Origin of the sequence: Prosthecomicrobium sp. N25 (assembly GCF_037203705.1) — a bacterium.
Taxonomy (GTDB): domain Bacteria; phylum Pseudomonadota; class Alphaproteobacteria; order Rhizobiales; family Ancalomicrobiaceae; genus Prosthecodimorpha.
Window position 1 is genome coordinate 255,796 of record NZ_JBBCAT010000002.1, and the last position, 13,810, is coordinate 269,605.

The 13,810-nt window shown below is 71.6% G+C and carries 7 protein-coding genes; 5 read left to right on the plus strand and 2 right to left on the minus strand.

The window, feature by feature from the left end:
• Positions 1–110: 110 nt before the first annotated feature.
• Positions 111–4,904 carry an NAD-glutamate dehydrogenase gene (locus tag WBG79_RS16035; RefSeq protein ID WP_337358196.1) on the plus strand — a complete coding sequence of 1,598 codons (4,794 nt, stop codon included), beginning with the start codon at positions 111–113 and terminating at the stop codon, positions 4,902–4,904.
• A gap of 103 nt (positions 4,905–5,007) precedes the next feature.
• Here the strand turns inward: WBG79_RS16035 and WBG79_RS16040 are convergent, their stop codons facing one another.
• Positions 5,008–6,333 carry a tetratricopeptide repeat protein gene (locus WBG79_RS16040; RefSeq protein WP_337358197.1) on the minus strand — a complete coding sequence of 442 codons (1,326 nt, stop codon included), beginning with the start codon at positions 6,331–6,333 and terminating at the stop codon, positions 5,008–5,010.
• Between the two features lie 215 nt (positions 6,334–6,548).
• Between WBG79_RS16040 and WBG79_RS16045 the strand changes: the two genes are divergently transcribed.
• On the plus strand, positions 6,549–8,801 hold the full coding sequence (locus tag WBG79_RS16045; protein ID WP_337358198.1) for a HAMP domain-containing sensor histidine kinase: 2,253 nt from the start codon (positions 6,549–6,551) through the stop codon (positions 8,799–8,801).
• A gap of 26 nt (positions 8,802–8,827) precedes the next feature.
• Positions 8,828–10,432 (plus strand): ABC transporter substrate-binding protein, encoded by a 1,605-nt coding sequence (locus tag WBG79_RS16050; protein ID WP_337358199.1) that lies wholly within the window; start codon positions 8,828–8,830, stop codon positions 10,430–10,432.
• A 15-nt stretch (positions 10,433–10,447) separates the two neighbouring features.
• Here WBG79_RS16050 and WBG79_RS16055 read toward each other — a convergent pair whose 3' ends face one another.
• Positions 10,448–12,796, minus strand: a complete 2,349-nt coding sequence (locus WBG79_RS16055; protein WP_337358200.1) for an MHYT domain-containing protein — start codon at positions 12,794–12,796, stop codon at positions 10,448–10,450.
• Between the two features lie 250 nt (positions 12,797–13,046).
• On the opposite strand from WBG79_RS16055, the gene WBG79_RS16060 reads away from it, so the two are divergent.
• On the plus strand, positions 13,047–13,295 hold the full coding sequence (locus WBG79_RS16060) for a hypothetical protein (protein ID WP_337358201.1): 249 nt from the start codon (positions 13,047–13,049) through the stop codon (positions 13,293–13,295).
• Between the two features lie 145 nt (positions 13,296–13,440).
• A complete protein-coding gene (locus WBG79_RS16065) occupies positions 13,441–13,803 on the plus strand; it encodes a hypothetical protein (RefSeq protein WP_337358202.1) in 363 nt (120 codons plus the stop codon).
• The last annotated feature ends 7 nt before the right edge of the window (positions 13,804–13,810 follow it).

Below are 13,810 nucleotides of genomic sequence, written 5' to 3' on the forward strand. Positions count from 1 at the left end.
GGGCTCGCCGGGCCGGCGCGCGGTGCTCGCGTTCCTTTCCTTCGGGGATGTGCGACAACAAGAGGCAGCGCGACTCGATGCCAAGTCGAGCGGAGGCGGAGGGGACGGCCATGCGACAGGCACGCGAGGAGCGGAAGGCGGAGCGGCTCGAGGATCTCTTCGCGAGGCTCGGCGCGGAGACGGACTTGCGCCGCTTTGCGGAGGCGCTGCTCTCGCGGGCGCCCGCCGAGGACCTCGCGCCCTACGCGCCGGGCGATCTCGCGGCGGTGGTCGGCGAGGCCTGGGAGCGGCTGCAGACCCGGCGGCTCGGCCGGCCGCGCGTCCACGTCGCGGACGCGCCGGCCGGGGAGGGCGCGCTCGAGAGTGTGACCATCGTCGAAGTCCTCAACGACAACATGCCCTTCCTGGTCGACTCCGTGATGGGCGAGCTGACCGAGTCCGGGCTCACGGTGCGGCTCGTGCTGCACCCCATCCTGACGGTCCGCCGCGACGCGTCCGGCACCCTCCTGGCGCTGGCCGGGACGGGACCGGCCCATGACGGCGAGAGCCGGGAAAGCCTCATCCACATCCATGTCGGCCGGATCGCCGCGGAGGGCGAGCGCGCCGGCCTCGCCCGGCGGCTGGAGGCGACGCTCGCGGACGTGCGGGCGGCCGTCGCCGATTGGCGAAGCATGATCGCGCGGATCGACCGCCTGATCGCCGATTTCCGGACGAACCCGCCGCCGCTGCCGCTCGACGAGGCCGACGAGGCCGTGCAGTTCCTGCAATGGCTTCGGGACGACAACTTCACGTTCCTCGGCCTGCGCGAGTATGTGTACCGGGATGCGGAGGGCGGCCGGCTCGAGCGCGGCGGCGAGCCCGGCCTCGGCATCCTGCGCAATCCGGAGCTTCGGGTGCTGCGGCGCGGCTCGGAGGCGGTCAACGACTCCGCCGAGATGAAGGACTTCCTGAAGTCCACCCGGGCGCTGGTCGTGACCAAGGCCAACATCCGCTCGCGCGTGCACCGGCGGGTCCACACCGACCACGTCGGCGTCAAGCTCTACGATGCCGAGGGGCGGCTCTCCGGCGAGCTCCGCATCATCGGCCTGTTCACCTCGACGGCCTACACGCGCTCCACGCGGACCATTCCATACGTGCGCCAGAAGGTCGACCGCACGGTCGCGCAGGCCGGGTTCGACCCGACGAGCCATTCCGGCAAGGCGCTGCTGAACGTGCTGGAGAGCTATCCCCGCGACGAGCTGTTCCAGATCGACGACCGCACCCTCTACGATTTCGCCCTTCAGATCCTGGCGCTCGACGAGCATCCGCGAGTGCGCGTGCTGGCCCGGCGCGACACCTTCGACCGGTTCGTCTCGGTGCTCGTCTACGTGCCGCGCGACCGCTACTCCACCGAGGTGCGCATCCGCATCGGCGAGCATCTGGAGAAGGCCTTCTCGGGACGGGTCGCGGCCTGGCAGCCGGCCTTCCCGGAGGGCTCGCTGGCGCGCGTGCACTTCATCGTCGGCCGCTACGCCGGGCGCACGCCGTCGGTCACCCAGGACGAGCTCGAGACGGCCGTCACCGGCATCGTGCGGACGTGGACGGACGCCCTGCAGTCGGCGATCGGGGCGACGCCGGGCGGCGGCGAGGAGCTCTTCCCGCGCTACCGGGGGGCCTTCGGGGCCGCGTACCGGGAGGCCTACCCGGCCGCGACCGCGCTCGCCGACATCCGTATCCTGGAGCGCCTGCAGGACGGGCGGCGGATCGCCATCGACGTCTTCCGGCGCTCCGGCGACCCTGCGGAGCGGGCGGCGCTCAAGCTTTACAGCCTCGGCGAGCCGGTGCCGTTGTCCGACCGGGTGCCGGTCCTGGAAAACATGGGGCTGCGCGTCATCGACGAGCGCACCTACCGGATCGCGCCTGAGGGCCGGCCGGAGGTGCACCTGCACGACATGACGCTGGAGCGGGCCGGCGGCGGCGAGGTGCCGCTGGCGGACGGGGCCGACCGGCGCCTCGAGGCGTTGTTCATGGCCGTCTGGTACGGGGCGGTCGAGAACGACGGCTTCAACGCGCTCGGCCTCTCGGCCGGGCTCGGCTTCCGCGACATCGCCCTCATCCGCGCCTACGCGCGCTACCTGCGCCAGATCGGCATCCCGTATGCGCTCGACTACATGGCGGGCGCGCTCGTCCGGGAGCCGACCACGGCGGCGCGGCTTTCGGCTCTGTTCGAGGCGCGCTTCGACCCGCATGCGGGCGGCGACCGGGCGGCCCGGGAGGCGGCGATCGCGGCCGAGATCGAGACGGCCCTCGACGCCGTGTCGAGCCTCGACGACGACACCATCATCCGCCGGCTGCTGAACGCCATCCGGTCCACCCTGCGCACCAATGCGTTCCGGATCGCGCCGGACGGCCGCCCGCCCGAGACCTTCGCGCTGAAGCTCGACAGCCGTGCCGTCACGGCGATGCCGGACCCGAAGCCCTTCCGCGAGATCTGGGTCTACGGGCCCCGGGTCGAGGGCATCCACATGCGCTTCGGCAAGGTGGCGCGTGGGGGCCTGCGCTGGTCCGACCGGCCGCAGGACTTCCGCACCGAGGTGCTCGGGCTCGTGAAGGCACAGCAGGTCAAGAACGCCGTCATCGTGCCGGCCGGCGCCAAGGGGGGCTTCGTGCCGAAGCGGCTGAAGCCGCACATGGCGCGGGACGCCTGGCTGGCGGAGGGGACGGAGGCCTACCGGGTGTTCGTCTCGACGCTTTTGTCGGTGACCGACAACCTGTCGCCCGCCGGCGAGGTCCTGCCGCCCGACCTGGTGGTCCGCCACGAGGGGGACGACCCCTACCTGGTGGTGGCGGCCGACAAGGGCACGGCGACCTTCTCGGACACCGCCAACGCGATCGCGCTCGAGCAGGGCTTCTGGCTCGGCGACGCCTTCGCGTCCGGCGGATCGGCGGGCTACGACCACAAGAAGATGGCGATCACGGCGCGCGGCGCCTTCGAGGCGGTCAAGCGGCACTTCCGGGAGATGGACCGGAACATCCTCGCCGAGCCCTTCACGGTGGCGGGGGTCGGCGACATGTCGGGCGACGTGTTCGGCAACGGCATGCTGCTCGCGCGGACCACCCGCCTCGTGGCGGCGTTCGACCACCGGGACATCTTCATCGACCCGGATCCCGATCCGGAGACGAGCTGGGCGGAGCGCAAGCGGCTGTTCGACCTGCCGCGTTCGAGCTGGGCGGACTACGACCCGGCCAAGCTCTCGCGCGGCGGCGGGGTGCATTCGCGCAGCCTGAAGGCCATCGAGCTCTCCGCGGAGGCGCGGGCGCTGCTCGGCCTCGCCGAGGAGCGGCCGACCCCGCAGGCGGTCATGCGCGCCATTCTGAAGCTCGACGTCGACCTGCTCTGGTTCGGCGGCATCGGCACCTACGTGCGGGCCGCGTCCGAAACCGACGCGGCGGTCGGCGACCGCGCGAACGACCCGATCCGGGTCACGGCCGAGGAGCTGCGCGCCAAGGTGATCGGCGAGGGGGCCAACCTCGGCGTCACGCAGGCGGGCCGGATCGCCTATGCGCGGCGCGGCGGGCGTTGCAATTCGGACGCCATCGACAACTCGGGCGGCGTCAACTCCTCCGACCAGGAGGTCAACATCAAGATCGCGCTCGGCCAGGCGGTCCGCTCGGGCCGGCTCGACCTGCCGGACCGCAACGCGCTGCTCGCCGCCATGACGGACGAGGTGGCCGGGCTGGTGCTCGCCAACAACGAGAGCCAGACGCTCTCGATCAGCCTCACGGCCCGGCGCGGCCTGGAGGACTTCGGCTACCAGCGCCGGCTCATGCAGTCGCTCGAGAAGGCCGGGCAGCTCAACCGCGCCGTGGAGGGACTGCCGGACGACGCCGAACTCGCCCGGCGCGAGAAGGCGCGGGAGCCGCTCACCCGGCCGGAGATCGGCGTCCTCCTCGCCTACGCGAAGATGACCCTCAAGGAGGCGCTGATCGAGAGCGGCGTGCCGGACGACGGCTTCCTGGCCTCCGAACTGGCGGCCTACTTCCCGAGCCGGATGCGGGCCGACTTCGCCGACGAGATCCGGGCGCACCGGCTCCGGCGCGAGATCGTCACCACGCGGCTCGCCAATGCGATGATCGATCAGGGCGGGGCGACGCTGGTGACGCGGATCTCCGACCAGACCGGCGCCGACGCGCCGGCCGTGGCGCGCGCGTTCCTGGCGGCCCGGGTCGCCTTCGCGCTCGACGGGCTCGACCAGGCGGTCGGGCTCCTCGACAACCGCGTCCGCGGCGCCCTGCAGCTCGATCTCTACGGGGCCGCGCAGGACCTCCTGCTCGGCGCCATGGTCTGGTTCCTGCGCAACGTCGACCTCGGGGCCGGCGTCGGCGCCGTCGCCGAACGGTTCCGGCCAGGGATCGAGGCCCTCGCGCCGCAACTGCCCGCCCTGCTGCCGAAGCCGCTGGCGGAGACGGCGCGGCGGCGCAGCGACGCGCTGGCCGGGGAGGGCGTGCCGGAGGACCTCGCCCGCCGGGTCGGCCACCTCGCGGCCGAGGCCGCCATCCCGGACATCGTGCTGGTCTCCGAGCGGGCCCGGATCGGCCTGGAGCCGGCCGCGGCGGCCTATTTCGGGGTGGCCGGGCGGTTCCGGATCGGCCGGCTCCTGGAGCAGTCGCGGGCGATCCCGATCGTCGACTACTACGAGGCGCTCGCCCTGGACCGCGCCCGCGGGCAGCTCGCCGACGCGCACCGGTCGATCGCCGTGATGGCCATGGGGGACGGGCAGGGCCTCGACGGCTGGCTCGCGCACCGGACGGCAGAGGTGGAGCGGACGCTCGCGGCCGTGGAGGAGATCACGGGGGCGGAAACGCCGACCGTCTCCCGCTTCGCGGTCGCCGCAGGCCTCGTCGCAGACCTGGCGAAAGCGTGATCAGGCCGCCGGCACCCAGCGGGAGGGCGGCCCGGAACGGGCGGGCGCCCGAGAGGCTCCGGCCCGGAGCGTGTTCCGGGCCGGAGATCGGATTGGCCGGTCGTCAGGCGGCGAGGCCGCGGGCCGCGCGGGTCGCCATCAGGCGGGCGAGCGGGCTTTCGGGCCTGGCGGCGAGCCGTTCGGCGGCAAGCGCCGCGGCGAGGTCGGAGCGTCCCGAGCGGATCGCGGCCTCGACGAGGGTCTGGTCGAGCACGTCGCGCTGCGCGTGGCTGCCGCCGAACCGGTAGGCGATGTTGCGGACCGGGCGCATCAGGGCGATCGTCTCGGCATAGTCCCCCTCCGCGAAGGCCTTGACGGCCCTGGTCACCGGGCTGCCGACCTCGCGGGTGAAGAGGGCGTTGTCGTCGACCCGGCGGACGGCCCGGTCCTGGGCTTCCAGGACCCGCTCGGCGAGGTCGACCCGGCCCGCAGCCATGAAGGCCATCATGGCGTGGACGTCGTTGAAGGCGTAGTTGCCGGCGTCTGCGAGGGGCGACCAGTCGTCCGCCAATGCGTTCCAGCGGTCGCCGACGTCGTGGCCGGCCAGGGTGAGGCGCCAGAGCAGCGCGGAGGCGTCGATCATCGTCATGGCGAGCGCCGTCCGGTCGCCCCGGATCGGGCCGTTGTAGAGGGCGAGAACCTCGCCGATGTCGCCGAGTTCCAGGTGGTAGAGGGCGAGGTGCCACCAGTTGTGGATCGCCAGGAAGCTGTCCTTCGACCAGGCCTCGGTGTCCCGGCGCATCCAGCCGATCCCCTCCTGCTGGCGGCCTTGCATCTCCAGCACGTGTGCGACCGCGTGCTGGCCCCAGCCGTCGCGCGGCTCCAGCTCGACGCTCCGGCGGCCGGCGCGTTCGGCCTCGGCGTACTGGCCCATCTCCTCCAGACCGAAGGCCTGCATCGAGAGCATGGCGTGGTAGCCGGGCCGGTCCTCCGACCAGGCCGGCAGGGCCCGGGCGATGCGGTCGCGCAGCATGCGTGCCGAGCCGGTGAAATAGTCGAGCTGATGGCCGACCTGCAGGGCCAGGAGGTCGTGCGGGTTCTCGATGGCGATGTCCTCCAGCACCCGCGAGGCGGCGCCGAGCCGTCCATTGGCGTAGTGGCCGGCGGCCAGGACATGGGCGCGCTCGCGCTCGGTCATCGGTACCTTCAGGGCGCGGGACAGCGAGGCGCGCGCCTCGGGGACCCCAGCCGGCTCCGTGCCGAGCAGCATCAGGTAGGCGCGCAGCACATGCGCCATCACGAAGTCGGGGTCCTCGGCGAGGGCCGCGTCGACGCTGGCCACCGGATCGCCGGCAAAGAGTCGCAGTTCGCCGAGTGCCTTGCAGTAGTGGCCGAAGCCGGTGTCGCCGGCACCCGTGAGCTGCATGCCGGACTTTTCTTGCCGTACCATTCCATTTCTCCTCGTCTGCAGGCCGGGTCCGCCCGGCCGGATGACGCGACTTAGCCGGAGCGGCGCGCAGCGCTCTGTTCCGCGCGGAACAGTCCGTAAGGGCAGGGCTCGCGAAACGGTCGCCTCGCGGCGCCGCTCCGTGCTAAGGGATCGGGCGGTGGATGGGAGTTCTTGCGAACCCGGGCAGGTCCGGGCCGGGTCGGTGTCGTTCGCTCATGCGCATTCGCTCGAAAGTGGCTCTCGTCGGCGGCATCCCCATCGCCATCGCGGCGATGATCGCGGTCGTGGCGTGGCTGCTGCTGGACCAGGCCGAGACGGCGCGCCGCAGCGCGGTGCTGGCGAGCGCGGCGACACGCGACCTCGCCGAGGTGGCGCTCGCCCGCGACGACTACATCCGCGTCCAGGCGAAGGACCGGGAGAGCCGCGCGGGCCGGTTCACGATCTTCGTCGAGCGTGCCCGGGGCCGGCTGGAGGCTCTCGCGGAGCCGGCGCGGGCGGCGAACCGCTCGGAGGCGGTCGACGAGGCCAAGCGGGCGCTCGACGCCTACGGGCGCGAGATGGACGAGCTCAGGGCCGTCACCCAGCGCAACGACCATCTGGTTCAGGAGATGAATGCGCGCGCCGCGGCGCTGATCTCGCTGACCGACACGGCGCGGGCGCGCCAGCACGCCTCCAATGCCGACATCGTGACTTCGATCACCGAGGGCGACCGCCGGCTCCGGATGGCGCGCGACATCGTCGACCTTGCCCAGGAGCTGCGCGCTGCCACGCTGGAGAGCCGGCTCGAGACGGTACCGGGGCCGGCCGGCCCGATCGCCACCGGCCGGGCCAGGACGGCGCTGGCGGACCTGACGGAGCTCCTGCGCAACGCGGACCGCGCCGAGGAGGCGGCGGAGCTCGCCGGCCTGGCGGCACGGGCCTCCGCGGAGGAGAGTGGGGTTCCGGCGCTGACCGAGTGGGTGGAGCGGCTCATCAAGGTCACGTCGACCGACCAGCGCGCCATGCACGAGGAGATCTCGCAGCTCCTCACCTATTCGGTGCAGGCGGCGGAGACCGAGCAGGCGACGCAGAACATCGCGATCACGACGCTGAAGCTCGGCCGGCGCACCGTGGAGGCGCTGGCGACGCGGGACGTGGAGACCGTCTCGGCGATCCTCGCGGAGAGCGGCGAGCTCGCCTCCACGGTGGCGGCGCTGCCGATCTCGCCCCTGATCCAGACCGAGATGATCGAAGCGATCGACCAGTGGCGCCAGCGGCTCACCACCACGCGCGACGGGCTGCAGGAGCAGAACCGGATCCTCGCCCGCATGGACGCGACGGCGCGGCTGATGACTTCGAGCGCCGACGCCCTCAACGACAGCTTCGCGCGCAACGCCGACGCCATCGACCGCTTCGTCCGCACGGTGCTGATCCTCGGCACGGTGCTGGGCCTGCTGGTCGGCATCCTGACCGCCCTCGCGGTGGCGCGCTCGATCACGAGGCCGCTGCAGCGCCTGCGTGACCAGATGCGCGAGCTCGCCGCCAATCCGAGCGGCGGTCTCATCGCCGAATCGGTCCGGCGCGACGAGCTCGGCTCGATGGCGCGGGCGGCCAACTTCTTCGTCACCGAGCTCGGGCGGCGGGAGCGCGACCTGATCGCCGCCAAGGAGAGGGCGGACGCCGCGCTGGTCGAGCTGCAGGCCGCCCAGACGAGCCTGATCCAGGCCGAGAAGCTGGCGAGCCTCGGCCAGCTGGTCGCGGGGGTGGCGCACGAGATCAACACGCCCGTCGGCATCGCGCTGACCACCTCGACGGCGCTCGACGGCGAGGTGCGCAAGCTCAAGGAAGGCGCCGACACCGGGCGGCTCTTCCGTTCGGACCTCACCCGGGCGGTCGACCGGCTGACGGAGGGCTCGCGGCTGCTCTTCGCCAACCTCCACCGGGCCGCCGAACTCGTCCACAGCTTCAAGCAGGTGGCGGCCGACCAGGCGAGCGGGGAGCGACGCAGCTTCGAGATGCACGAGTGGCTGAAGGAGGTGCTGACCAGCCTCAGCCCCGTGCTGCGCAAGGCGGGGCACCGGGTGGTGATCGAATGCCCGGAGGGGCTGGTGCTCGACAGCTACCCGGGCAGCCTCGCGCAGGTGGTCACCAACCTGATCACCAACGCCCGCGACCACGCCTATCCGGACGGCCGCAACGGCACCATGACGATCCGGGTGACGGAGCCGCGCAAGGGCTGGATCCGCATCGACTTCGCGGACGACGGGGTCGGGATCGAGCCCGAGCATGTCGGCAAGGTGTTCGACCCCTTCTACACGACCGGGCGCGACCGGGGCCGGACGGGTCTCGGGCTGCACATCGTCCACAACATCGTGACGGCGACGCTGCAGGGCCAGATCCAGATCACCAGCCGGCCGGGCCAGGGCGCCCGGTTCGTCATCGACTTCCCGGCCGAGACCGCCGCCGAACCGATGCGCCAGTCGGCCTGACCGACGGCGCCGAGAGGAGAGCCCCCATGACCGTCTCCCGCAAGCCGCTCCTCGCCGCCGCGGCCGCGCTCGCGATCTCGGCCCTCCCGCACGCGGCCGGGGCGAAGACGCTGGTCTACTGCTCGGAGGGCAACCCGGAATCCCTCAATCCCCAGCTCGTCACGACGACGACGGGCGTGGCCGCCGGCAAGCCGATGTTCAACAGCCTCGTCGAGTTCGAGCCGGGCGGCACCCGGATCCTGCCGGGGCTGGCGGAACGCTGGTCGGTCTCCGAGGACGGTCGGACCTACACGTTCGAGCTCCGGCGCAACGTGAAGTTCCACTCGAACGCGGCCTTCACGCCGACCCGTCCGATGAACGCCGACGACGTGCTCTTCTCGCTGAACCGGCAGTGGAAGGAGGACCACCCCTATCATCGCGTCTCGGGCGCCCGGTACGACTACTTCAAGGACCTGGCCATGCCGGAGCTCCTGGAGAGCATCGACAAGATCGACGAGTACACGGTGCGCATCCGGCTGAAGCAGCCGAACGCGCCGTTCCTCGCCAATCTGGCGATGTCGTTCAACGTCATCCAGTCGGCCGAGTATGCCGACAAGCTCCTGAAGCTCGGCAAGCCCGAGCAGCTCGACCTCGACCCGATCGGCACGGGTCCGTGGAGCTTCGTGTCCTTCCAGAAGGACGTGGCGGTGCGCTACCGGGTGTTCCCGGAGCACTGGGCCGGGGCGATGCCGATCGACACGCTGGTCTTCTCGATCACCCCGAACCCGGCGGTGCGGCTGACCAAGCTCAAGGCCGGGGAGTGCCACGTGATGGCCTTCCCGAACCCGGCGGACCTGAAGAAGATCGAGCAGGACCCGGCGCTCAGGCTGTTGAAGCTCGAGGGCCTCAACGTCGGCTACATGTCGCTCAACACCGCCCGGCCTCCCTTCGACGACGTGCGGGTGCGCCGGGCCGTCAACATGGCGATCGACAAGAAGACGATCGTGTCGGCCGTCTACCAGGACGCCGGCACGCCGGCCAAGAATCCGATCCCGCCGACGCTGTGGTCCTACAACGACGCCGTCCAGGACTACCCTTACGACCCGGAGGCGGCGCGCCGGCTCCTGGCCGAGGCCGGCCACCCGGCGGGCTTCGAGACCGACCTCTGGTACATGCCGGTGAGCCGGCCCTACAATCCCAACGGCAAGCGCATCGCCGAGCTGATCCAGGCGGACCTGGCGCGGGTCGGCATCCGGCTCAGGCTCGTCACCGAGGAGTGGAGCGTCTACCGGTCCAAGATCCAGGCCGGCGAGGCCTCGATGGCGCTCTACGGCTGGACGGGCGACAACGGCGACCCGGACAACTTCTTCGACACGCTGCTCGGCTGCACGGCGGCGCGGCCGGGGGGCAACAACGTCGCCAAGTGGTGCAACCGGGATTTCGACGCGCTGATCACCAAGGCCAAGGAGAGCGCCGACCAGGGCGAGCGCGAGCGCTACTACCGCGAGGCGCAGGTGATCGCCAAGGCGGAGGCCCCGTGGGTGCCGATCGCCCACTCGGTGGTCTACATGGCGATACGCAAGGAGGTCAGCGGGTTCAAGATGGATCCGCTCGGGCGCTATCCGTTCGACGGCGTCGATCTCGCGCAGTAGCTCCGGCCCGCGAGGTCAGGCCCCGGTCTTGAGCTGAACCACGTTCTCGGGCCACTCGGCGCGGGCCGGCTCGGGGCCGGCAGGCGACAGGGCGGCCTCGATCACCCGCCTCAGCGTCGCCTGGTCGAAGGGCTTGGTGATGCGGGGCAGGGCCTGGTCGGAGCCGGTGGGGAGCTCGGCGTATCCGGTGCCGAGGACGACCGGCAGGCCGGGGCGGAGCTCGGCGAGGCGGCCGGCGAGCTGGGTCCCGGTCATGCCCGGCATGGCCTCGTCGGTGAGGACGAGGTCCAAGGCGAGGCCCGACTCGATCAGCTTCAGGGCCTCCTTGGCTGACAGCGCCTCGTGCACCTCGTGGCCGAGGTCCTCCAGCATGGCGACGGTCGCCATCAGGACGAGCGCGTCGTCGTCCACCACCAGGATGCGGTGCTTCTCCTGGCGTGCGGTCGCGACGGGGATCTGGGTCACGGTCCGCTCGGGCGGGACCGTCACGGCGCGGCGGATCGCGTCGGCGTCTGCGGGCAGCCAGATCTCCGCCGTGGTCCCCTCCCCGGGGGCGCTCTTCAGCACGAGCTTGCCGCCGAGCTGGGCCGCGAAGCCGTCCACCATGGGCAGCCCGAGGCCGGTTCCCTTGCCGACGCCTTTGGTGGTGTAGAAAGGCTCGACGGCCTTGGCGAGGGTTTCGGGGTCCATGCCGCTGCCGGTGTCGGTCACCGACAGGCAGACGTAGTTGCCCGCGGGCGGCTCGCCGAGCCGGCCGGTCCCTGGCTGGATCGTCCGCTCGGCCGCCGAGATCGTCAGCGTGCCGCCGTCCGGCATGGCGTCCCGCGCGTTGACGGCGAGGTTGACGAGGGCGAGTTCGAACTGGTTGGCGTCGACGAGGGCGGGCGGCAGGTCGAGCGGGAAGCGGGTCTCGATCATCACCGCAGGGCCGAGGGAGCGCTGCAGCAGGTCCGCCATGCCGCGGACGAGGGCCGGGATGTCGCGCGGCTCGGGCCGGAGGTCCTGGCGCCTCGCGAAGGAGAGCATCCGGCTCGTCAGGGCGGCGCCGCGCTCGGCGCCCTTCATGGCGGTTTCGAGCAGGCGCCGGGCCTTCGGATCGTCCGGCAACTTCTTCTTGAGCAGTTCAAGGTTGCCGATGATCACCGCCAGAAGGTTGTTGAAGTCGTGCGCGACGCCCCCGGTCAGCTGGCCGATGGCGTCGAGCTTCTGGATCATCAGGAGCTGCTGGCGGGCGTCATCGAGCTTCTTCTGCGCCTCCCGCCGTTCGGTCGCGTCGCGCGTGACCTTGGCGAAGCCGACGAGCCGGCCTTCCGGGTCGCGGATCGCGTCGAGGACGACCGAGGCCCAGAAGCGGGTTCCGTCCTTGCGCAGGCGCCAGCCCTCGGCCTCGAACTTGCCGTCCCGGCGCGCGCTCTCGAGGGCGCGCCGGGGCTCGCCGCGGGCGCGGTCCTCGGGGGTGTAGAAGATCTCGTAGGGTTTGCCCACGATCTCCTCGGCCGTGTAGCCCTTGATGCGGCGCGCGCCGCTGTTCCAGTTGGTGACCTTGCCGTCGGGGCTCAGCATGAAGATGGCGTAGTCGGTCACGCCCTCGACCAGGATGCGGAAGCGCCGCTCGCTCTCGATGAGGGCCTCGCGCTCGCGCCGGGCGATCCGTTCGGCGCGCTCGTCCATCGCGGAGGCGACCAGCGAGAGGAACAGGACCAGCACCGTCACGGCGGCGACCGCCATGGCCAGCGTGGTGGCGTCGAAGCCGGTCTCCGGCCCCAGCGACTGGCCGGGCTGGAAGGCGGTTCCCGCCATGGCGGTGTAATGCATGCCCGAGATCGCCGTGCCGAGGATCAGTGCCCCGGCCACCCTCTGGGTCACGCCCACCGGCAGACTGGCGACCCGGAGGGCGGCCGTGGAGGCCAGGACGGCGATCAGGACCGCGGCGGCATGGTAGCTCTGGTCATGGCGGATGTGGCCGGAGTAGCCGATGGCCGCCATGCCGAGCAGGTGCATGCCAGCGATGCCGACGCCCATCACGGTCCCGGCCGCCGCCACGACGGCGAAATGAACGCGCCCCATGGCGACCGCGGCGAAGCCGATCGCCCCCGCCACCACGGCCAGCGCGAAGGAGGCGAACGACAGGAGCGGGTCGAACCGCAGCGAGGGGGCGATGTCGAGCGCCAGCAGGGCGATGAAGTGCATGGCCCAGATGCCGCCGCCGAGCGCGAGCGCCGCGATCGCGATCCAGGCGGTGCCGTGGCCCCCGCGCGTCGATCGAACCCGGCCCGCCACGTCGAGCGCGGTATAGGAGGATACGACGGCGATGGCGATCGAGAGGAGGACGAGCGGACCGTAGAGGCTACCGGCAGGGGACATGCATCGGCTCCGAGGCGCCGCGGCGGATTTCGTTCTGTGCGGTGCCCGCCTGTCGACGGAGGGTCCGGCCGAGCCCGCCGGCTCGACCTCGGGAAACGCGCCTCCGGCGAAAACGTTCCGCGCCGTCGGCGAAAATCCTCGCCGGTGAACGTCAGCTAAATGTCACTCTCAGAGGGGGTTCAGTCAGGCTGGTGCAAGCTTTCCACCATCGAGAGGCCATCTCCGGCCTCGCACCTGACAGGAGTGAACGATGTCTCTGAAGTCCACCATGCTGGCCATCGCGGCTGCCGCCACCCTGGCGACCGGCATGACGGCCGCCACGACCTCGTCGGCCGAGGCCGGCTATTTCGTCAAGGTCAAGCACGGCCACCACGGCTTCCATGGCCACTTCTACCGGCCGCGCTTCTATTATCCCGCCTATCACAGCTGCTTCTGGAAGCCCCGTCAGATCTGGACGTACCACGGTCCGGCCTGGGTTTCGAAGCGCGTCTGCTACTGACCGACCCTTCGCCTGGCGATCCTCGAGCCTGCCGGGGCCTCGTGCCCCGGCTTTTTTCATGCGCCGGGCCGGGGCCGGCGGCGGACAGGCTTGCCTTCGCGCGGCCGCCGCGTTCCTCTCGGGCGTGGACCATCGAGGACCCGCCATGCCGATTCGCCCGGCCGCGCTCGCCTTCCTGATCGTCGCCCTGCCCGGTTTGCCGGCCTGGGCGGGCGATCCCTATGCGCTCACCCCGTCGGAACGGTACCTCGGCGCCCCGTCGGTGCGGGTCCGCAAGCCGGAGACCTACGGCCCGGCCTGGCACCGGCCGAAGTCCTGGCCGGAGCACCGGTCGCGCGGGGTCTATGTCGGGGTGCCGGTCTATCCGCACTGGCGCGCGCCGGCGGTGGACTTCGGGCCGGACGAGGCCTACGAGCCGGACTGCCGCTGGCAGCGGGTCTACGGGCCCTACCTCAATTCCCTCGGCGAGACGCATGTGGGCTGGCACAAGGTGCCGATCTGCGACTGAGGCCGTC